Origin of the sequence: Microbacterium oxydans, from assembly GCF_900095745.1 — a bacterium.
GTDB classification, from domain to species: domain Bacteria; phylum Actinomycetota; class Actinomycetes; order Actinomycetales; family Microbacteriaceae; genus Microbacterium; species Microbacterium oxydans_B.
In genome coordinates this window covers 675,632-695,521 of the sequence record NZ_FMIR01000019.1, presented here as the reverse complement: position 1 = coordinate 695,521, position 19,890 = coordinate 675,632, and the positions used below count along the sequence as shown (strand labels likewise).

Genomic DNA, 19,890 nt, shown 5'->3' with positions numbered 1-19,890 from the left:
TCTTACGGCGCGGTCGCCAAAGCGCGGAAGGCCGCGGCACGGGACGAGATCGCGGTGAGGTCGACGGGCCCCGTGCCGGTGAGCGGCGAGCCGACGCCCACCGCCAGGGCGCCTCGGCGCAGGTACTCGCGTCCGCTCTCGACGTCGACACCACCGACCGGGATGATCGGCGCATCCGGCAACGGTGAGCGCAGCGCCGACAGGTAGGACGGTCCGCCGAACTCGGCGGGGAAGAGCTTGACCGCGGTGGCGCCGCGCTCGAGAGCGGCCAGAACCTCTGTCGGCGTCAGGGCACCCGCGAGCACGGGGATGCCCGCTGCGGCCGACACCTCGATCGACGCGGTGACCGCCGGGGTGACCATGAAGGATGCCCCGGCTGCGGTGGCAGCCGAGACATCGGTGGCGGTGAGCACGGTGCCGGCACCGATCTCGGCTCGCGGGTCTTCGGAGAGCTCGGCGATCGCATCGAGTGCGCCGGGTGTGGTCAGCGAGACCTCGAGCACGCGAAAGCCCGCGTCGATGAGCGTGCGCCCGATGGCGACGGCATCCTCGCTCGCGGTGCTGCGGATGATCGGCATGACCCGCTCCGCGCGGAGCAGCTGGAGGAGTTGCGTGGAGCTCACCATTCCGCGAAGCTCCCATCCTCATGGCGCCAGATGGGACCACGCCAGGCGTGCCCCCGCTTGTCGGCGTCGCGGACGGCGGTCTCATCGATGTCGATGCCGAGTCCCGGCTTGGTCAGCCGCTCGATGAATCCGGTCGAGAAGTCGAAGTCGGAGGTGTCGGCGACATAGTCGAGCACCTCGCCGTCCTCGTTGTAATGGATGCCGATGCTGTGCTCCTGGATGAAGAAGTTCGGCACGGCGAAGCCGATCTGCAAAGAGGCGGCCAGAGCGATCGGGCCCAGCGGGCAGTGCGGCGCGAGCTGCACGTCGTAGACCTCTGCGAGGCTCGCGATGCGGTGCGTCTCGGAGATGCCTCCGGCGTGCGACAGGTCGGGCTGGGCGATGGCGATTCCCGACTGCAGCACCGGCAGGAATTCCTGTCGGCTGTACAGCCGCTCGCCGGTCGCGATCGGGATGGACGTCATGTCGGCGATGCGCCCGATCAGATGACTGTTCTCCGGGATGACGGGCTCCTCGACGAACATCGGCCGCAGCGGCTCGAGCGCCGGCATCAGGCGCCGCGCGTCCGCCAGGCCGATGCGGCCGTGGAAGTCGACGCCCACGTCGCCGGTGTCACCGAGAACCTCGCGGGCGGCGGCGACGCGGGCGACGACACCGTCCAGGTCGCGCAGGGTCGACATCCGCTCCATCCGTCCGGAGGCGTTCATCTTGACGGCGGTGAGTCCCTGCTCGAGCCGCGCGGAGATCGCGTCGGCGACCTCGTTCGGCTCGTCCCCGCCGATCCACCCGTACACGCGGATGCGGTCGCGCACCGGCCCGCCGAGCAGCTGGTGGACGGGAAGCCCGGCGCTCTTACCGGCGATGTCCCACAGGGCCTGATCGAGCCCGGACACGGCGGAGGAGAGGATGGGGCCGCCCCGGTAGAACGATCCCTTCGTCATGACCTGCCAGTGGTCCTGAATGCGCAGCGGGTCCTGCCCGATGAGCAGCTCTGACAGTTGCTCGACAGCGGTGCGCACGGTCTCGGCACGCCCCTCGACGACCGGCTCGCCCCAGCCGACGATGCCCGTGTCGGTCTCTACGCGGACGAACAGCCATCGCGGCGGAATCAGGAATGTCTCGATGCGTGCGATCTGCACAGGGAACCCCATCGGTTTCGGCGGAACCGATCGACGGACACGTCGATCGGAAGTTTTCTTCTCAGATGCACTATAACGTATGCCTTTTGATGTCGTGGTGGCTGGTAACTTACAAGAATGACGCTGAAGCCTCAGGACACCCCGCTCGTTTCGCTGGCGGGCCTGCATTCCCGTGCTCTCGACGAGCTGGGTCTCGCGATCTGCGCGGGAGAGCTCGCCGCCGGGTCGAGCCTCACTCTCGAGGAGATCGAAGAGCGCTGCGGGATCTCCCGATCGGTGGCGCGAGAGACGGTACGCGTGCTGGAGTCGATGCGCCTGGTCGTGTCCCGCCGCAGGATCGGCGTGGTCGTGCTGCCGGAGTCCGAATGGAACCTCTACGACCCACAGGTCATCCGGTGGCGCCTCGACTCGCCGGATCGCGCGGAGCAGCTGTCGGCGATGGTGGAGCTGCGTGCTGCCATCGAGCCGGAGGCCGCTCGGCTGGCGGCGACGCGAGCCACGGCGAAGGAGGTCAGTGCGCTGATCGCCCTGTCCGGCGAGCTGTGGGCCGCGGGTGAGCAGGGCGACGACGATCGGTTCCTGGAACTCGACGTGCAGTTCCATGCGCTCATTCTTCGCCTGTCGGGCAATGCGATGTTCTCCCGGCTCGACGGACTCATCGGGCAGGTGCTCGTCAGTCGCACTGAGCATGGCCTGGTGCCGGATCGACCGGCGGATGTCGCGCTGCAGCTGCATGTCGACGTCGCCGGCGCGATCCAGCGGCGCGACCCTGATGCCGCATACGGAATCATGCGCTCGATCCTCGTGGCCGCCCTCGACGAGATCGACATCTTGTCCGTCGCTGCCGAGCGCGGAAATCTGCCGGAAGAATCCCGCTGATTCAAAAAGCATACGTTCTCTCGATTTGCTGTGATAACGTGCTCAGAGCGTCACCGTCGTCGTAGGTGCCGAGATCGACTGAGTCGTCTTTCCCGGTCGTCCTCGCCGAGTTGACGGTTGCGTTTGCCCCACCGCCGGATCCCCGGCCGCCGATCGGCGCGCCCGAGGAGACCGGCCCCCAACGAGGAGGACAGAAATGACCAGAGTGCAGCGTCGCCGCAGGGTCGTGGCGGGTGCCGTCGTCGCCGCGACAGCCGTCATGCTCAGCGCCTGCGGAACCCCCGCAGCCCCCGGCAGCAGTGGATCGGCGGAGACGGTCTCCCAGGCGGAGATCGACAAGGCGATGAGCACGCCGACCACGATCGACTTCTGGTCCTGGGTGCCCGACATCCAGAACCAGATCGACCTGTTCGAGGCCAAGTACCCGGAGATCACGGTCAAGCTGTCGAACCAGGGCGGTGCCACGGCGCAGTACCAGAAGCTGCGCGCCGCGGTGAAGTCCGGCGATGTGCCCGACGCGGTGCAGATCGAGTACTCGTTCCTGCCGTCGTTCACGATCACGGAAAGCCTCGAGAACCTCGCGCCCTACGGCGCCGGTGAGCTGTCGGACCAGTTCGTGGACAGCGCGTGGGCCATGGTCGGCACGGACGACGCCGTCTGGGGTCTGCCGCAGGACCTCGGCCCGACCGGTCAGCTGTACCGCACCGACATCTTCGAAGCCGCCGGCGTCGAAGCTCCCACCACCTGGGATGAGTACGCAGAGGCCGCCGCCGCCATCAAGGAGAAGACGGGCTCGTACATCTCCGACCTCCCCGGCAACAGCTTCTCGCCGATCCTCGCCCTGCTGTGGCAGGCCGGCGCTCGTCCGTTCGGGTATGACGGCGACAAGACGGTCACGATCGACCTGGACTCCGACGAGGTCACCGAGGTGATCGGCTACTGGAACGACCTGATCCAGGCCGACCTCGTCGACACCGCACCGCAGCTGGACGACAACTGGTACCAGAGCATCTCCAGCGGCAAGTATGCGAGCTGGCTCGCCGCCGCGTGGGGCCCCGTGTTCCTGCAGGGCACCGCCGCGGACACGAGTGGTCTGTGGCAGGCCACCGAGATGCCGCAGTGGGATGCGTCGGAGCCCGCCTCCGGCAACCAGGGCGGATCGGCCATCACGGTGACGGCCGACTCCGACGCCAAGATCGTCGCCGCCGAGTTCGTCAAGTTCCTGGCGACCGATGCCGAAGCGACGCAGACACTCGCCACCGAGCAGTTCATCTTCCCGTCGCGGATCGAGACCCTCGACTCGCCGGAGGTGCGCGACCAGGAGATGGAGTTCTACGCCGGGCAGAAGGTGAACGGCGTGTTCGCCGACATCGCTCAGACCGTCGACAGCGACTGGCAGTGGCTGCCGTACAACGACTTCGCCAGCAGCAGCTTCAAGGAGACGCTGGGCGCCGCCATCACGGAGAAGAAAGACCTCTTCGCCGCTCTGGCGGACTGGAAGGACGAGCTCGTCAGCTACGGCGAGGCCCAGGGCTTCATCGTCGTCACCCCGTAGCACGTGTGGGGGCGGAGCCCATCGGGATCCGCCCCCGCAGAACCATCGCACCGAATCAGAAAGGCCCCGTCGATGAGCACCACGGCTCTCGGACGCAAGCGCTGGAGTGACAAGCGCCGCAAGAACACCGCGGCGTACCTCTTCATCGCCCCGTTCATGATCCTCTTCGCGACGATGTTGTTGCTGCCGCTGCTCTATGCGGGCTATCTGAGCCTGTTCAAGGTGCAGCTCGTCGGCGGCGATTCGTTCGTCTGGTTCGACAACTACGTCCGCGCGCTCGGCGACGAGAGATTCCTCGTCAGCGTGATGCGCATGTTCGTGTTCCTGCTCATCCAGGTGCCGATCATGCTGGGGCTTGCGTTGTTCTTCGCGCTGGCGCTGGACAGCGCGCGGGTGCGGGGCGGCAAGTTCGCCCGGCTCGCCATCTTCGTCCCATACGCCGTCCCCGGTGTCGTGGCGACCCTCATGTGGGGCTACCTGTACGGCGACAACTTCGGGCCGATCGCACAGTTCATGAGGGCCATCGGGCTCGGCTCTCCCGAGCTGCTCTCCTCGGACAACATCCTCGGCTCGATCATCAACATCGTCACCTGGCAGTTCGTGGGCTACAACATGGTGATCATGTATTCGGCGATGCGCGCCATCCCGACCGAGCAGTACGAAGCGGCCCGCATCGACGGGGCCGGTCAGTTCCGGATCGCCTGGAGCATCAAGATCCCCGCGATCCGCAACTCGATCGTGCTGTGCACGATCTTCTCCGTCATCGGAGCGTTCCAGCTGTTCAGCGAACCGAAGCTGCTGTACGAAATCGCCCCGAATGCGATCGGCTCGTCGTTCTCGCCGAACCTCTACGCCTACAACCTGGCCTTCACGAACCAGGACATGAACTACGCGGCAGCGATCGCGTTCCTGCTCGGTTTCATCATCATGATCGTCTCGTACGTGTTCCAGCTCTCGGCTGCGCGTCGGGAGAAGGGAGCGCGCGCATGACCGCCACCGTCGAGACGCACGCCACTCGTGCCGTCGTCACGAGTTCCGCACCCCGCCGCCGCCCGAAGTCCCGCGTCCCGGGGGAGAAGCGCAGCAGCATCCTCACCATCGTCCTCTGGGTGTCGGCCGGCTACTTCCTGCTTCCGCTGTTCTGGCTCATCGTCGCCTCGACGAAGGACAACTCGTCGCTGTTCTCCAGCTTCGGCCTGTGGTTCGCGGGCGAGAACCACCTCATCGACAACCTCACCACCCTGTTCACGACCCGCGACGGCGTCTTCGTCCAGTGGATCGGCAACACGGTGCTCTATGCGCTCGTGGCCGGTGTCGGATCGGCTCTGCTGTCGGCCGCCGCCGGATATGCGTTCGCGAAGTACGACTTCCCTGGCAAGAAGTTCCTGTTCGCCGTCGTGCTCGGCGCGATCATGATCCCGACCACCGCGCTCGCCATCCCGACCTACCTGCTCTTCGCCGGAGCAGGGCTGACGAACACGATCTGGGCCATCATCCTGCCCTCGCTGGTGAGCCCGTTCGGCGTGTACCTCATGCGTGTCTACGCGGAGGAAGCCATCCCCGACACCCTTCTGGAGGCGGGCCGGCTGGACGGTGCGAGCGAGTTCCGGATCTTCTGGCAGGTCGCACTGCGGATCATGACGCCCGGCATCGTGACAGTGCTGCTGTTCGCGATCGTGCACACCTGGAACAACTACTTCCTCCCGCTGATCATGCTCACCGACCCGGACCTCTTCCCGCTCACTCTGGGTCTCGCGCAACTGCAAGCGGCCAGCGAGGCGGGCGGCGGAGCATCCGCACAGTTCTCGACCGTCATCACGGGCTCGCTCGTGTCGATCGTGCCGCTCGTGATCGTGTTCCTCTACCTGCAGAAGTACTGGACATCGGGCCTCACGACCGGAGGAGTCAAAGAGTGAACAACCTCAGCGCGATGAATGACCGGATCGCCTGTGATCTGGCCGCAGAAGACCGCGAGCGCGGGATCACCCATGCCCTCGTGTCGATGGACCGACCGCTCGAGTACTGGGAAGAACTGTCCCCGTCTCGGAACGTGCTGCCGCCGCGGGCGCACGCCCGGTCTGATGCCCCGGAGCTGAGCCTCGACGGCGTCTGGGACTTCCGGTTCTCGCCCGGCGGCGACGCGCCGGTCGACTTCCTCGGCGATGCCCTCGACGCGCAGACATCGGCTGAGGGATGGAGCACGCTGGCCGTTCCGGCACATTGGCAGTTGAACGGCTTCGGCTCCCCGATCTATACGAACCGCGTCTATCCGTTCCCGGTCGACCCGCCGTACGTGCCGCGCGAGAACCCCACCGGCGACTATCGCCGCACCTTCACCGTTCCTGCGGACTGGGACGTGGAGCGGGTGCTGTTGCGCTTCGACGGCATCGACTCGCTGGGAACGATCTGGCTCAACGGCGAACAGGTCGGCATCGCCGCCGGCAGCCGCCTGCGTAACGAGTTCGACGTGACGGCGCTCCTCCGACGCGGCGCGGAGAACGTCCTCGCCGTCCGGGTGCACCAGTGGTCCAGCGGCAGCTACCTCGAGGATCAGGACATGTGGTGGCTGTCCGGGATCTTCCGCAGCGTCACCCTGCTCGGACGCCCGGTGGGCGCGATCGAGGATCACTTCGTGCACGCCGACTACGAGGCGGCGACGGGCGAGGGACAGCTCCGCGTGGACGCCGTCGTGGCGGGCGGCGCTCCGGCGCGCGTGCGAGTGCCGGAGCTCGGCATCGACATCGCGGCCGGAGAGGTCGCTCGGATCCCGGTCGACCCCTGGTCGGCGGAGCTGCCGCGGCTGTATGCGGGCGAACTCGTGTCCGAGGGGGAGGCGATCGCGTTGCGTATCGGTTTCCGTCGCGTGGAGGTCGCAGATGGAGAGCTGCGCGTCAACGGGGTGCCGATCCTGCTGCGCGGCACGAACCGGCACGACTACGATCCCGACACCGGCCGCGTCATCTCCGAGGAGCGCATGCGCGCGGACATCGTCATGATGAAGCAGTTCAACGTGAACGCCGTGCGCACCAGCCACTACCCTCCGCAGGCGCGGTTCCTGGAGCTCTGCGATGAGCTCGGACTGTGGGTCATGGACGAATGCGACCTCGAGACCCACGGCTTCTTCCCGGTCGACTGGTTCCACAAGCTGCCGGGCAACCCCGCCGAGGACCCGCGCTGGGAGGCGACGCTGGTCGATCGGATGCAGCGGCTCGTCGAACGCGACAAGAACAGCCCGAGCGTCATCATGTGGTCGCTCGGCAACGAGTGCGGCACGGGGCAGAACCTCGGGGCGATGGCCCGATGGGCCAAGCTGCGCGATCCGTCACGGCTTCTGCACTACGAACGCGACTGGTCGTGCGAGTACGTCGACGTGTACAGCCGCATGTATTCGACGCACCGTGAGCTCAACCTGCTCGGACAGCGCCAAGAGGCGCCGTTCCCCGACGCGGACCTGGATGCCCGTCGCCGGAACATGCCGTTCCTCCTGTGCGAGTACGTGCACTCGATGGGCAACGGACCCGGCGGTCTCTTCGAATACCAGGAGATCTTCGAGCAGTATCCCCGGCTGGCAGGCGGTTTCACCTGGGAGTGGTTCGATCACGGCCTGCGTGCGCACCGAGCGGATGGCGAGGAGTACTTCGCCTACGGCGGCGACTTCGGTGAGGAGCGTCACGACGGCAACTTCATCGCCGACGGCATCGTCTTCCCCGACGGCACCCCCAGCCCGGCTCTGCACGAGTTGAAGAAGGTGCTGCAGCCGGTCGCGTTCTCGTTCGTGCGTGGAAAGACGGTCGTGCACAACAAGTACGACCACCGCGACCTGTCGCACCTCCGCTTCTCCTGGGAACTGCACCGTGACGGTGTGCGTGTCGATGGGGGCGACCTCGCCGTGGGGCACGTCGCTGCGGGCGAGTCCGGTGCTCTCGAAGTGCCCGCGTTCGACGTTCCCGCTCGGTCTGACAGCACCGCGGAACTGGTGCTGACGGTGCGTGCCGTCCTGGCCGCGAGCGCCGACTGGGCCGATGCCGGTCACGAGGTGGCGTGGGGCCAGTCCGTAGTGGTCCCGGCAGCGGGTGCACCCGTCGAGTCGAGCGAGTCCCCTCGAAACGTGGGGGATCGCATCGCTCTCGGCGAGGCGCTGTTCGACCGTCGCAGCGGTGACCTGATCTCCCTCGCCGGCATCGAGATCGAGGCGCCGGCGTTCGACACCTGGCGCGCGGTCATCGACAACGACCGGGATTTCTCCTGGGAGCCGCGCGAGTCCCGCTGGCGACAGATCGGGCTCGATCACCCGCGACACGTCGTTCACGCCGTGGAGGTCTCCGAAGAGGGGATCGCTGTGCGCGGACGTCTCGGCTTCGACGGCAGTGATCTCGGCTACGCCACGACGATGCGTTGGACGGCGGCGGAAGGAGCCGTCTCTCTGGCGGTCGAAGCCGAACCCCTCGGCAACTGGGACATTCCGCTGCCGAGATTCGGCCTTCGCCTCGCTCTTCCCGCAGGCTTCGCCGATGTCGAGTGGTACGGACCGGGACCCGGCGAGGCCTATTCCGACAGCAGGCAGGCGGCTCGGATCGGTCACTGGCAGCGCAGCATCGACGAGATGCAGACGCCGTACATGATGCCGCAGGAGAACGGCAACCGCATCGATGCACGCTGGCTGTGCCTGAGCGACGGAGAGCGCCTGCTGCGCATCGACGCGCATCCGCACGTGGACTTCACCGTGAGGCGGTGGCGGTCCGAAGATCTGGATGCCGCCCAGCATCCGTACGATCTGCAGCCTTCCGACCGGGTGTGGCTGAACCTCGACGCGGGACAGGGCGGCCTGGGGTCGGGGTCGTGCGGGCCGGGGGTGCTCCCGGCGCAGGCGATGCTGCCGGCGACGTTCCGATATGCGGTGACGTTCAGGCCCGGCGCCGCGTCTGCGTAGTGCCTAGGGGCGTGCGCAGACCTCGACGAACGCCGTCGCCCGATCACGCAGCGCGCTCGGATCGCCGCCCGAGAAGGCATCGCCGAGCAGTGGACCGCCCACGCTGACGGCCGCCGCGCCGGCCTGCAGCCACGCCGAAGCGCCCGCGAGGTCGACGCCGCCGGACGGGACCGCGACCAGATCGGGGAAGGGACCGCGCAGGTCCTTGAGGTAGCCGGGACCGACCTGCCCCGCGGGGAAGATCTTCACGGCCGAGGCCCCGGCCGACCACGACGCGAACAGCTCGGTCGGGGTGAGTCCTCCGGGCACGATCGGCACACCGGCGTCCGTTGCCTGGGTGACGAACGAGGCCGAGGTGATCGGGGTCACGAGGTACGTCGCACCCACATCGATCGCCCGTGCGAGGTCGACGGAGTTCGTCACGGTGCCGATGCCGAGGTCGATCGCCTCCCCGAACCGCGCGAGCAGCTGCGGGAAGTGCTCGAACGTGCCCGGTGTGGTCAGGGTCAGCTCCACACTGCGGATGCCGGCGTCGACGAGCACGTCGAGCACGGCGTCGTAGTCCACGGCACGCTTCGCCCGAGCCACGACGATCAGTCGCGAGTCGACGGTTCGCGGCGGCAGCGCGACCCGTCGCACCTCACCGGTCATGGCCTCACCAGTCATGGACGGTCCCGTCGAGCAGACGGTTCACCGGCAGGTACGCCTTGGTGTACTCGTGACCGGCTGCGGCATCCTCGTCGAGGTCGACACCGAGTCCGGGCTTGTCGCCGGGGTGCAGGAAGCCCTTGTCGAAGGTGAAGGAGGTCTGGAACACCTCGAGCGTCTGCTCGTTGTGGGGCATGTACTCCTGGATGCCGAAGTTGTGGATCGCGAGGTCGAGGTGCAGGGCCGCGGCCATGCCGACGGGGGAGATGTCGGTGGGGCCGTGGATGCCGGACTTGATGCCGTAGATCGCGGCGAAGTCGAGCAGCTTCTTCATGGCCGTGATGCCACCGGTGTGGGTGACCGCCGAGCGCACGTAGTCGATCAGGCGCTCGGTGATGAGCGTCTGGTAGTCGAAGACCGAGTTGAAGACCTCGCCGATCGCGAGTGGAGTGGTCGAGTGCTGACGCACGAGGCGCAGCGCCGTCTGGTCCTCACCCGGGGTGCAGTCCTCGAGCCAGAAGAGGTCGTAGGGCTCGATGTCCTTCGCGAAGCGCGCGGCCTCGATCGGCGACATCCGGTGGTGCCCGTCGTGCAGGATACGCAGGTCGGTGCCGAAGTCCTCGCGGATCTGCGAGAAGATCCCGGGCATGTGGTTGAGGTAGTTGCGCGTGTCCCACGTCTCCTCGCTCGGGCGGTCACCCGAGCGCTTGGCGGGCTCGTAGTCGTAGCGCACGCCCGGTCCGGTCGATGAGACACCGTAGATCTGGCCGAGGCCGGGCACGCCGGTCTGCACGCGCACGGCGGTGTAGCCGAGCTCCTCGTAGCCGGTGATCGCGTTCTTGAGGGCGGCGTAGTCGGTGCCGGAGGCGTGCGCGTAGACACGGACGCCCTCGCGGCTGGCACCGCCGAGCAGCTGGTAGAGCGGCATCCCGGCCTTCTTGGCCTTGATGTCCCAGAGCGCCATGTCGACGGCGGCGATCGCCGCCATGGTCACGGGTCCGCGGCGCCAGTACGGGCCGCGGTAGAGGTACTGCCAGGTGTCTTCGATCCTGTCCTCATCGCGGCCGACGAGCATCGACGCGACGTGGTCGGAGAGGTAGGAGGCGACGGCGAGCTCGCGCCCATTGAGGGTCGCGTCGCCGAGCCCGGTGATGCCGTCGGAGGTCGTGATCTTGAGCGTGACGAAGTTGCGTCCGGGGCTGGTGATGTTGACGTCGACGATCTCGATGGTCATGTCGTTCTCCTGGTGGTGCGGTGCGAGGTGCGGGTCGAGGTGCGGGGTGCGGGCGTTCGGGCGCCCGCACCCCTGGTCGTGATCAGCCGTGAGGTCAGATCGCGTCGCGCGGATCCGTGAGGTCGCGACCGGCGACCTCGGGCATCCAGATCGAGGCGATGAGCGCGCTCAGCGTGAAGATGAACAGCATGATGATGATCGGGATGAACGAGCCGGTGACGGCCGACACCCACGCCGCGGCGATGACGGGGCCCGCGCCGGTCGCGACGATGGCGGCGATCTCGCGCGCCATGGCCGTGAACGTGTAGCGGTTGCGCGATCCGAAGAGCTCCGGGAGCGTGAGGTTCTCGAGTGACGCGAAGCTCATCACCGCGAGGTTGTGCAGCACGACGTATCCGACGAAGACCTGTGCGGTGTCCTTGCTGCTGATCATGAGCATCGTCGGGACGATGATGATCAGCGCGATGATCGACCAGACCATGTACATGCGCTTGCGGCCGAAGCGGTCACCGAGCCAGCCCGAGAGCGGCACGGTGATGAAGGCGACGAGCGACGAGACGATCACCGCGTTGACGCCGATCGAGCGGTCGAGCAGCAGCACGACGGTGATGTAGCTGAGCAGGTACGTCTGGATCATGCCGGAGTTGCCGGCCTGGCCGAAGCGCAGCAGGAGAGCGATCGAGAACGCCTTCCAGGGCTTGCGCTGCATCGCCTCGAGGGTGCGGATGTCGTTGGTCTCGGTGGCGAGCTGGATCGCCTCGTCGCGGGAGAGGGCCTTGCCGTCGACGACGTCATCGCGCTCCTCGAAGACCGGGGTCTCCTTGAGGTTGAAGCGCACCCAGATCGCGAAGAGCATGATGACCGCGCTCGCGATGAACGGGATGCGCCAGGCCCAGGCGATGACCTCGTCCTCGCTGTAGGCGACGAGGAGGATGGCCCAGATGCCCGAGGCGAGCAGCGTGCCGCAGTTCGTGCCGAGGGCGACGAGCGAGGCGATGATGCCGCGGCGCTTGGCCGGTGCGTACTCGGCGAGCATGACACCGGCACCCGAGATCTCGGCTCCGGCACCGAAGCCCTGCGCGATGCGGAGCAGCACGAGGAGGATCGGTGCGAGCACGCCCACCTGCGAGTACGTCGGCAGGAAGCCGATGAGGGTGGTGGCGAGACCCATCAGGAGGATCGTGTAGAACAGCACCTTCGTGCGGCCGGTCTTGTCCCCGAGGCGTGCGAAGAAGAACGCGCCGACCGGGCGGGCGACGTAGCCGACGCCGTACGTGGCCATCGCGGCGACGACGGCGACCGCCGGGTTCTCGGAGGAGAAGAACAGATCGGCGAAGACGAGTGCGGCTGCCAGCGAGTACAGCTGGTAGTCCATGAACTCGAGGGCGGTGCCGAGCCATCCGGAGATGGCGGCGCGCACGAGGTCGCGTACAGACCTCTTCGCGGCGGGATCGGCGGCCGCGGCCGTCGTCTGCGGTTCGGACATGGGAGGTACTCCTTCGGACCAGGAACAGGGTGGGTGTATCGGTGCGGCGAGCCGCCGGGTGGGGGTGAGTCGTTAGAGGGCCAGGAGGACCTTGGCCGAGGCGGACGAGTCGCGGGCGAGCTCGAACGCCTGGACGGCATCGGATGCCGGGAGCACGTGGGAGATGACGGAATCGAGGGCGTCGGACTCGGCCAGCAGCGCGACGGCATCATCGATCTCGGTGGAGAAGCGGAAGGCGCCGCGGATGGTCAGCTCCTTGGCGAGCATCGGGGCGAGGTTCACTCCGATGTCGGCGTTCGGGAGCATCCCGACCTGGACGATCGTCGCGGTGCGGCGGGCTGCGCGCACTGCCTGGGTGAGCGCGACTCCGACCCCGGAGCACTCGAAGACCACGTCGTACGACTCGTTCTCGATCGTGTCGCGGCCGACGAGCGAGACCTCGGTCGCGCCGAGGGACTTCGCCCGGTCGAGGGGCTCTTCGCGCACATCGCTGGCGCCCACGACCGCGGCGCCGGCCTTGATCGCGGCGGCGACGACGAGCAGGCCGATGGGTCCGGCGCCGATCACGAGGGCGCGCTTGCCGGCGATGTCTCCGGCAAGGCTCACGGCATGGATCGCGACGGCCAGCGGTTCGGCCAGGGCGGCGCGCTCGAGCGGAAGGGATGCCGGGAGCACGCGGACCATGTGGTCTTCGACGATCAGCAGCTCGGATGCCCCGCCCTGACGGTGCGGATCCGCCGCGGCGCTGCCGAAGTAGTCGCCACCCGGGCGCAGGTGCGGGTGGTCCTCGAGGCCGGGGACCTCGGCTCCGTAGCGCGCGGGGTGCACCGTGACGGGAGTGCCGGGCGTCAGACGGCCCGACGGGTCGAGGTCGACGACACCGGAGAGCTCATGACCGGGGGTCAGGGGCTCACGGATCGTGTACTCGCCGTTGGCGCCGTGGAAGTAGTAGTGCAGGTCGGATCCGCAGATGCCCACGTAGTTGACGCGCAGGCGGACCTCTCCGTCGCCGGGGGTGGGCGCCTCACGGTCTTCCCAGCGGATGTCTTCCTTGCCGTGGATGGCGAGAGCCTTCATGGCTGCAACTCCTCTGCGCTGGTGCGTGATGATGTGGTGGTCCGGGATGACGAGACGGCATCGTCGATCGCGGCACCGACGCCGCGACGCTGGATGATGTCGACGAGCTCGCCGACGCGGGCGATGAACCCATCCTGCGATCCGAGTTCAGCACCGAACAGGTGCAGCTCGCCGATCACGCGCTGCGCGAGCTCGCGGCCGTTGCGGGCGGTCGCCGCGAATCCGGCGAGGCGCTCGCGGGCGCCGTCGGTCATCGCCGCAGCGTGCAGACCGGGGTCGAATCCGGGCAGCGGGGCGATGCACGACAGGTAGCCGGCGACGGTCAGGGCGATCAGGTGCGGCATCCCGCCATCACGCAGGACGAGAAGTGCGGGCTCGGGGATGCGCTGGCGCAGTTTGACCGAGCCGTCGGTGCCGACCTGGCTCGTGCGGTGACCCAGGGCGCTGTTGGCCCACCGTTCGAAGAGTTCGCTCTCGTAGGCGCGGATATCGACGCCGGACGGGACCTCGATCGACGGCTCGTACTCGTCGCGCAGCACCGCGCGGGCGGCGCTCTCGATGCCGTCGAGCCCGATGGCCTCGGGGATCGTGCCGACACCGCTGAGAGCGCCGAGGTAGGCGATGAGCGAGTGGGTGCCGTTGAGGAGTCGCACCTTCATCTGCTCGTAGCGTCCGACCTCGTCCGTGAACACCGCGCCGCCCGCCTCCCAGGCCGGGCGTCCCCCGGCGAAGCGGTCCTCGATCGCCCACATCGTGAAGGGCTCGGCCGGCACGGGGATGTCGTCGCGGACACCGAGCAGCGCGCTGACGCGGGTGCGCATCTCGGTGGTGGTCGCGGGCACGATCCGGTCGACCATGCTCGAGGGGAACGACACCGCACGGCCGAGGAAAGCCAGGGCGTCCGCACCCTCGGAGCCGGGCAGCTCATGCAGGAACTCGCGGACGAGCTTCTCGGTGTGGGCGCCGTTGGCCGACAGGTTGTCGCAGCTGAGGATCGTGATCGGGGCTCCGCCGGCGGAGGCACGGGCCTGGAGGCCGCGGGCGAGCTGTCCGATCGTCGAGCGGGGTGCGCCGCCTCGAAGGTCGGCTCGCACGGTCTCGTCGTCGAGGTCGAGGTGCTGCGTCGCGGGGGAGTAGCTGTAGCCGTTCTCGGTGACCGTGAGGGTCACGATGCGGATGCCGGGGTCGGCGATCTGCGCGACGACGCGCTCGGGCTGCTCGGCGCCGACGAACGCGTCGGTGTGCACCCCAGGGATCATGAGCGAGGTGCTGCCGGGCGCGATGGTGGCGACGGAGTAGAGGAAGTCCTGGGCGTGCAGGGCGTCGACGATCGAGCGTGTCCGCGAGGCGACCCCGATGATGCCCCAGTCGCCGCCTGAGGCCTGGAGCGCGGCGGCGGTGTAGACGGCCTGGTGTGCCCGGTGGAAGCTGCCGAGACCGAGGTGAAGGATGCCCGCACCCGCGGGGGAGACCAGCGGAACGGCGGCCGTGGATTCGGCCCGGCTCAGGATCCGCAGATCGGCGTTGATCGTCATGTAAAGCAGTGTGAATGGTTTGTACAAACTTGTCAAGTCATTACATGATCGGGAGTGATGATCTAGGATTGCGGAGAAACGGGGGAGGCGATGTGGCAGCGACATTGACGGACGTGGCACGGCGCGCCGGCGTCTCCATCGCCACCGCATCCCGCGCATTCGGTGAGCCCGACCGGCTCGCGCCGACCACCCGCGAACGTGTGCTCGAAGCCGCAGCCGAGCTGGGCTATGCCACCACGCAGGCGGGAACCGCCACCCGCACGTTCGGCGTCGTCGTCCCCGATGTCGCCAACCCGGTCTACGGCATGCTGCTCAAAGCCATCCAGGGGCAGGCATGGCACGGTCGCCACCGCATCGTGCTCTTCGACGCCGACGAAGACCGTCGGCGCGAGCATGAGCAGATCGAGCAGGCCCGCAAGCTCGACGGGATGCTGCTGTGCTCTCCGCGACTGCCCGACGCCGACGTGCTCGACCTGGTCCGCGATGTGCCCGTCGTCGTCGTGAACCGCCAGATCGACGGCATCGCGTGCGTGCTCATGGACACCGAGCACGGACCCGCCCAGGCGATCGAACACCTCGTCGCGCTCGGGCACGATCACATCGCGTATGCCTCGGGTCCACGCGGTTCCTGGGCCGACGCCCGCCGATTCGAGACCATTGCTGCGGCCTGTGAGCGCCACGGCACCCGCCTCACACGTCTCAGTCATCAAGCAGCCTCCATCCAGGGTGGCCGGGCCGCTGCGGCTCTCGCCGCCGCCAGCGGCGCCACGGCGGTCATCGCCTACAACGACCTCGTCGCGCTCGGTATCGAGGCGGGGATGTCCGAGCTGGGAAGGCACTGCCCGTCGGACATCAGCATCGTCGGGATCGATGACATCGATCTCGCCGGTGCGGTCACGCCCGGACTGACCACCGTGCGCATGCCCATCGAGCGATGCGGTGCCCTGGCGGTCGACCTTCTGCTGAAGACGATCTCGGGTACGGAACTCGGAGACATCCCACCCCTCGCCTCCGAGCTGATCGTCCGCGCCTCGACCGCAGCACCCCGCTGACCGGCGCGGCCGCTGAGGCATTCGCCCGACCCGTCGTGAGCGCGCTCCGCCACGTCACCGGGGTGCAGTAGCGTGATTTTCGTGGAACAGCTCAGCGATCGGGAACGGGCGGCGACACCCGGGGTGAAGACGGTTGCCGTCGTGGGGCCGGGGGCGATCGGGACCACCGTCGCGGCCGCACTTCACGAGGCGGGACGCACGCCGATTCTCTGCGGCCGGACCGCGCGAGACCAGCTGGAGCTGCGGCGCAGCGACGATACGGTGATCGTCCCGGGCCCCGTGCTGACCGACCCTGCGCACGTCGTGACGACCGTCGATGTCGTCTTCCTGGCCGTGAAGGCGACGCAGGTCGACGCGGCGGCGCCGTGGCTGTCGGCTCTGTGTCGCCCGGACACCGTGGTCTGTGTTCTACAGAACGGCATCGAGCAGACGGCGGCCGTCGCCCCGCACACCCCCGGGAGCCCGGTGGTACCCGCGGTGGTGTGGTTCCCCGCGCAGGCTCAGGCGGATGGCTCGGTGTGGCTGAGGAGTGATGCGCGCCTGACCCTGCCCGATGCTCCCGGCGCCCACCGGGTGCGCGAAGCCCTTCGTGGAAGCCGTTGTGCGGTCGAGCTGACCACCGACTTCGCCACTGTCGCCTGGCGCAAACTCCTGCAGAACGCCGTCGCCGGACTCATGGTCCTCGCGGGGCGGCGAGCGGGCATGTTCGCCCGCGACGACATCGCTGAACTGGCCGAGTCGTACTTGGGGGAGTGCCTGGCGGTGGCCCGTGCCGACGGCGCCGTGTTGGGTGACGAAGTGACGGCCGAGATCCTCCAGACCTTCCAGAGCTTCCCCGCCGATATGGGAACGTCGATCCTCACCGATCGGGAAGCCGGTCGACCGCTCGAGTGGGACATCCGCAACGGCGTCGTCCGCCGCCTCGGTCGGACCTACGGCATCGCGACACCGGTCAGCGACGTCGTGGTGCCGTTGCTCGCGGCGGCGAGCGATGGCCCCGGGTGACCGTCAGGTCTCCCGTCGAAGCGCGTCCGACTCGGTGGTCAGGAGCTCGCGCGGGTGATCAGCGTGGGCGTGTAGAGCACCTGCTCGTGCACGTGCTCCTCGTTCTCCATCTCGTCGATGAGCAGCCGCGTGGCGGCCTTTCCCATCTCATACATCGGTTGGCTCACGCTGGTGATCGGAACGTTCGCGTGCGAGGCGAGGTCGACGTTGTCGTATCCCACGATCGCGATGTCCTCGGGGACGCGCAGTCCGTGCGCCATCATCGTCCGCTCCACTCCGAGGGCCAGCTGGTCGTTCGCGCAGACCACGGCAGTCGGGAGGTCGCCGGCAGCGAGGATGCGTTCGGCAGCACGCTCGCCGCCGGCGACCGAGATCTCCTCGCGGTAGACAGCGATCTCGCCAGGGTCCAGGCCGGCTGCGGATGCGGCCGAGCGTATGCCGCTCAGACGCGACTGATGCTGGCGGACGTGGCTGGCGCCGCACGCGAACGCCACGCGCGTGTGGCCGCCAGCGAGGAGGTGCCTCATTGCCTCGGCGGCGCCATGGTGGTCGTCGACGGCGACGGAGCACGACTGTGTGCGGGGAGCGCGGCGATCCAGGAACACGATGTGCGTGCCCTGGTCGCGAAGCCGGCTCAGGTTGTCGGACACTCGAGCGACGGGGCTCATCAGCACCCCGCTCACACGGTGAGCCTCAAGAGCGCCCAGAGCGCGGGTCTCCCGTTCCATGGAGTTGGCGGAGTTGAACAGCATCACGACGTAGCCGGCTTCGCTGGCGGTGTCTTCCACCCCGCGCGCCACCTCGAGGAAGAAGGGGTTCTCCAGATCGAGCAGCACCAGGCCGATCGATCGCGACCTGCCCACGGCGAGGTCTCGTGCCGCGCCGTTCGGCACGAAGGCGAGCAGGCGCATCGCCTCCTCGACTCGTTCGCGGGTATCGACAGCCACCCGATCGGGACGATTGAGCACGTTGCTCACGGTGCCATGCGACACCCCGGCCAGTCGCGCCACATCGCGAACCGTCACACCCCGACGTTCGCGCGGTGGTCGAGCCTGCTCTGACTGCATCGAGATCCTGTCCGGCCGAGGCCAGGTCGAGTGGCGTGCGCCGGGCTACGAGAGGGCACGGACACGTGCGCTGAATGTGGACCGGTTCAATGTGTTCACGTCAGAGTACGGCAGTGCCGGACCATCGTCAACGTGTCAGGCGCGGGAACCGTGGCGGTGGAGCTGCACGCACGGTTGCAAAACCGGATAGTCCTGACTCTTGACACGCCCACACTCGGCAGGAGATAGTCACTGCAACGACAAAATGGACCGGTCAAATTGCGGACCGATGTCGTCCAAGAGACAAGGACCAGAACAATGACGTTTGGCATCACGGCACGACGGCTCACGGCTGTAACCGTCACTGTGGGGATCTTCGCACTCGCCGGCTGCAGCGCCGCGACCCCGGGTGGCGGTGCGGGCGAGGTCGACGGCAGCGAGATCACGATCGGCACCTTCTCGCCGCTGCTCGGTCAGTTCGAGCAGTACGCGGAGGCCTACACGAAGGAGTTCCCCGACCGGAAGGTGAAGGTGATCGGGGTCAGCGAGGACTTCAGCAAGTACTCGCAGATTCTCGCCACCCAGCTCATCAGCAAGAAGCTCCCCGACATCTTCTTCAACGTGGACTTCGCCGCGAACGAGTTCGCGACCAACGGTGTCTCGCTCGACATCGCGGATCGGCTCAACGACGGCGAGGGGCTCGAGGAGGACTTCTTCCTCCCGCAGTTCCTCGGCCAGTACCGTCCGATGGAGACCCCGGACCAGATCACGGGGCTACCGGTCAGTGCCGACTCCACGGCGCTCGTCTACAACAAGACGCTCTTCGAGGAAGCCGGGGTGGATGAGCTCCCTGACGAGACCTGGACGTGGGACGACTTCCTCCGGGTCGCCACCGAGATCCAGACCAAGTCGGGCGGGAGCATCTTCGGCACCGTGCCTCCGGGCGCGGACGGCTCGGGGATCGTCGAATGGGGCCCCGTCCTCGTCGCCCACGGTGCGAAGGTCTACGACCCGGAGACGAACGACGTCGACATCGACTCACCGGAGGCCATCGAGGCGTGGAAGTCGATGATCGCCTTCTACGGCACGGGCTCCGGCGGCTACACGTCCACCGGCGGTGATCCGGCCTACGACTTCTCCTCGGGGAAGGTGGCGATGGGTATCACCTCCCGGGCCAACATCGCGGGCTTCCGCGAGACGCTCAAGGACGTCGACTGGGACGTCACGGAGGTTCCGTCCATCGACGGCACGCACCCGTCGGGCGGAGGCTCGTACGGCCTCTCGGTCTCGAGCACGAGCGCGAATCAGGATGCAGCGTGGGCGTTCATGGAGTGGTTCTACAGCACAGACGGAGGGATGGCACTGGCGCAGCAGCCGGATGCCGGTGGCATCATCCCGCCCACCGTCGACGGTCTCGAGACCGGAAGCTGGCAGGACGTCGACGTTCCCGCGAACATGAGCGTCTTCGCCCAGACCGCCAAGGATGCGACCCTGCTGGTCGCCCTCCCCGGCAGCGCCGGAAGCGTGATGACCGACGCCACCAAGCGCGCGGTCCAAGAGGTGGTGCTCAACGGCGTCAGCGTCGAAGAGGCGTTCGGGAAAGCCGCGGACGAGGTCCGTGCCGCTCTCGCCGAAGCGGGCTGATCGGCCAGCGGATCGGACGGTCGTGCGCGACCGT

General features: G+C 67.8%; 16 protein-coding genes. 8 read left to right on the top strand and 8 right to left on the bottom strand.

From position 1 onward, the window contains the following. Positions 1–2: 2 nt before the first annotated feature. On the bottom strand, positions 3–626 hold the full coding sequence (locus BQ2383_RS18845) for a bifunctional 4-hydroxy-2-oxoglutarate aldolase/2-dehydro-3-deoxy-phosphogluconate aldolase (RefSeq protein ID WP_091037465.1): 624 nt from the start codon (positions 624–626) through the stop codon (positions 3–5). Then, entirely contained in the window at positions 620–1,765 is a 1,146-nt protein-coding gene (gene dgoD, locus BQ2383_RS18840) for a galactonate dehydratase (RefSeq protein WP_091037704.1), read from the bottom strand. Before dgoD ends, BQ2383_RS18845 begins: the two co-directional genes overlap by 7 nt. A gap of 117 nt (positions 1,766–1,882) precedes the next feature. On the opposite strand from dgoD, the gene BQ2383_RS18835 reads away from it, so the two are divergent. The 5 genes from BQ2383_RS18835 (at position 1,883) to BQ2383_RS18815 (ending at position 9,129) form a co-directional block, all read left to right on the top strand. After that, a complete protein-coding gene (locus BQ2383_RS18835; protein WP_091037462.1) occupies positions 1,883–2,644 on the top strand; it encodes a FadR/GntR family transcriptional regulator in 762 nt (253 codons plus the stop codon). A gap of 196 nt (positions 2,645–2,840) precedes the next feature. Next, positions 2,841–4,199 carry an ABC transporter substrate-binding protein gene (locus BQ2383_RS18830; protein WP_091037458.1) on the top strand — a complete coding sequence of 453 codons (1,359 nt, stop codon included), beginning with the start codon at positions 2,841–2,843 and terminating at the stop codon, positions 4,197–4,199. A 72-nt stretch (positions 4,200–4,271) separates the two neighbouring features. Continuing rightward, on the top strand, positions 4,272–5,189 hold the full coding sequence (locus tag BQ2383_RS18825; RefSeq protein WP_091037455.1) for a carbohydrate ABC transporter permease: 918 nt from the start codon (positions 4,272–4,274) through the stop codon (positions 5,187–5,189). Next, a complete protein-coding gene (locus tag BQ2383_RS18820; protein WP_091037454.1) occupies positions 5,186–6,115 on the top strand; it encodes a carbohydrate ABC transporter permease in 930 nt (309 codons plus the stop codon). Before BQ2383_RS18825 ends, BQ2383_RS18820 begins: the two co-directional genes overlap by 4 nt. After that, positions 6,112–9,129 (top strand): glycoside hydrolase family 2 TIM barrel-domain containing protein, encoded by a 3,018-nt coding sequence (locus BQ2383_RS18815; RefSeq protein ID WP_208617698.1) that lies wholly within the window; start codon positions 6,112–6,114, stop codon positions 9,127–9,129. The genes BQ2383_RS18820 and BQ2383_RS18815 overlap by 4 nt, the downstream gene beginning before the upstream one ends. 3 nt (positions 9,130–9,132) lie before the next feature. Here the strand turns inward: BQ2383_RS18815 and BQ2383_RS18810 are convergent, their stop codons facing one another. The 5 genes from BQ2383_RS18810 to BQ2383_RS18790 all read right to left on the bottom strand — a co-directional run bounded on the left by BQ2383_RS18810 (position 9,133) and on the right by BQ2383_RS18790 (position 15,109). Beyond that, complete coding sequence (locus tag BQ2383_RS18810; RefSeq protein WP_244176057.1) at positions 9,133–9,795, bottom strand: bifunctional 4-hydroxy-2-oxoglutarate aldolase/2-dehydro-3-deoxy-phosphogluconate aldolase; 663 nt, start codon at positions 9,793–9,795, stop codon at positions 9,133–9,135. Continuing rightward, positions 9,785–11,011, bottom strand: a complete 1,227-nt coding sequence (manD, locus tag BQ2383_RS18805; protein ID WP_091037452.1) for a D-mannonate dehydratase ManD — start codon at positions 11,009–11,011, stop codon at positions 9,785–9,787. Before manD ends, BQ2383_RS18810 begins: the two co-directional genes overlap by 11 nt. 94 nt (positions 11,012–11,105) lie before the next feature. Then, positions 11,106–12,497, bottom strand: a complete 1,392-nt coding sequence (locus tag BQ2383_RS18800; protein WP_091037451.1) for an MFS transporter — start codon at positions 12,495–12,497, stop codon at positions 11,106–11,108. A 72-nt stretch (positions 12,498–12,569) separates the two neighbouring features. Further along, positions 12,570–13,574, bottom strand: a complete 1,005-nt coding sequence (locus tag BQ2383_RS18795) for an L-idonate 5-dehydrogenase (protein ID WP_091037450.1) — start codon at positions 13,572–13,574, stop codon at positions 12,570–12,572. Beyond that, entirely contained in the window at positions 13,571–15,109 is a 1,539-nt protein-coding gene (locus BQ2383_RS18790; RefSeq protein ID WP_091037447.1) for a mannitol dehydrogenase family protein, read from the bottom strand. The genes BQ2383_RS18795 and BQ2383_RS18790 overlap by 4 nt, the downstream gene beginning before the upstream one ends. A gap of 113 nt (positions 15,110–15,222) precedes the next feature. Here BQ2383_RS18790 and BQ2383_RS18785 point away from each other — a divergent pair, with 113 nt between their 5' ends. Then, the gene (locus tag BQ2383_RS18785; RefSeq protein ID WP_244176056.1) at positions 15,223–16,161 is read left to right on the top strand and encodes a LacI family DNA-binding transcriptional regulator; all 939 of its coding nucleotides are present in this window, start codon (positions 15,223–15,225) and stop codon (positions 16,159–16,161) included. 81 nt (positions 16,162–16,242) lie between these two features. Continuing rightward, on the top strand, positions 16,243–17,166 hold the full coding sequence (locus BQ2383_RS18780; RefSeq protein WP_091037440.1) for an oxidoreductase: 924 nt from the start codon (positions 16,243–16,245) through the stop codon (positions 17,164–17,166). A 38-nt stretch (positions 17,167–17,204) separates the two neighbouring features. On the opposite strand, the gene BQ2383_RS18775 is transcribed toward BQ2383_RS18780, so the two are convergent. Next, complete coding sequence (locus tag BQ2383_RS18775) at positions 17,205–18,233, bottom strand: LacI family DNA-binding transcriptional regulator (protein WP_091037439.1); 1,029 nt, start codon at positions 18,231–18,233, stop codon at positions 17,205–17,207. Between the two features lie 297 nt (positions 18,234–18,530). On the opposite strand from BQ2383_RS18775, the gene BQ2383_RS18770 reads away from it, so the two are divergent. Then, positions 18,531–19,856 carry an ABC transporter substrate-binding protein gene (locus tag BQ2383_RS18770; protein ID WP_091037436.1) on the top strand — a complete coding sequence of 442 codons (1,326 nt, stop codon included), beginning with the start codon at positions 18,531–18,533 and terminating at the stop codon, positions 19,854–19,856. Positions 19,857–19,890 lie beyond the last annotated feature (34 nt).

Excerpts from the sequence above, each read along its gene's own strand:
- BQ2383_RS18795 (WP_091037450.1), bottom strand. The coding sequence starts at position 13,574 with ATGAAGGCTCTCGCCATCCACGGCAAGGAAGACATCCGCTGGGAAGAC.
- BQ2383_RS18830 (WP_091037458.1), top strand. The coding sequence starts at position 2,841 with ATGACCAGAGTGCAGCGTCGCCGCAGGGTCGTGGCGGGTGCCGTCGTC.
- manD (WP_091037452.1), bottom strand. The coding sequence starts at position 11,011 with ATGACCATCGAGATCGTCGACGTCAACATCACCAGCCCCGGACGCAAC.
- BQ2383_RS18770 (WP_091037436.1), top strand. The coding sequence starts at position 18,531 with ATGACGTTTGGCATCACGGCACGACGGCTCACGGCTGTAACCGTCACT.
- BQ2383_RS18775 (WP_091037439.1), bottom strand. The coding sequence starts at position 18,233 with ATGCAGTCAGAGCAGGCTCGACCACCGCGCGAACGTCGGGGTGTGACG.
- BQ2383_RS18845 (WP_091037465.1), bottom strand. The coding sequence starts at position 626 with ATGGTGAGCTCCACGCAACTCCTCCAGCTGCTCCGCGCGGAGCGGGTC.
- BQ2383_RS18825 (WP_091037455.1), top strand. The coding sequence starts at position 4,272 with ATGAGCACCACGGCTCTCGGACGCAAGCGCTGGAGTGACAAGCGCCGC.
- BQ2383_RS18790 (WP_091037447.1), bottom strand. The coding sequence starts at position 15,109 with ATGACGATCAACGCCGATCTGCGGATCCTGAGCCGGGCCGAATCCACG.
- BQ2383_RS18800 (WP_091037451.1), bottom strand. The coding sequence starts at position 12,497 with ATGTCCGAACCGCAGACGACGGCCGCGGCCGCCGATCCCGCCGCGAAG.
- BQ2383_RS18820 (WP_091037454.1), top strand. The coding sequence starts at position 5,186 with ATGACCGCCACCGTCGAGACGCACGCCACTCGTGCCGTCGTCACGAGT.
- BQ2383_RS18810 (WP_244176057.1), bottom strand. The coding sequence starts at position 9,795 with ATGACTGGTGAGGCCATGACCGGTGAGGTGCGACGGGTCGCGCTGCCG.
- BQ2383_RS18835 (WP_091037462.1), top strand. The coding sequence starts at position 1,883 with ATGACGCTGAAGCCTCAGGACACCCCGCTCGTTTCGCTGGCGGGCCTG.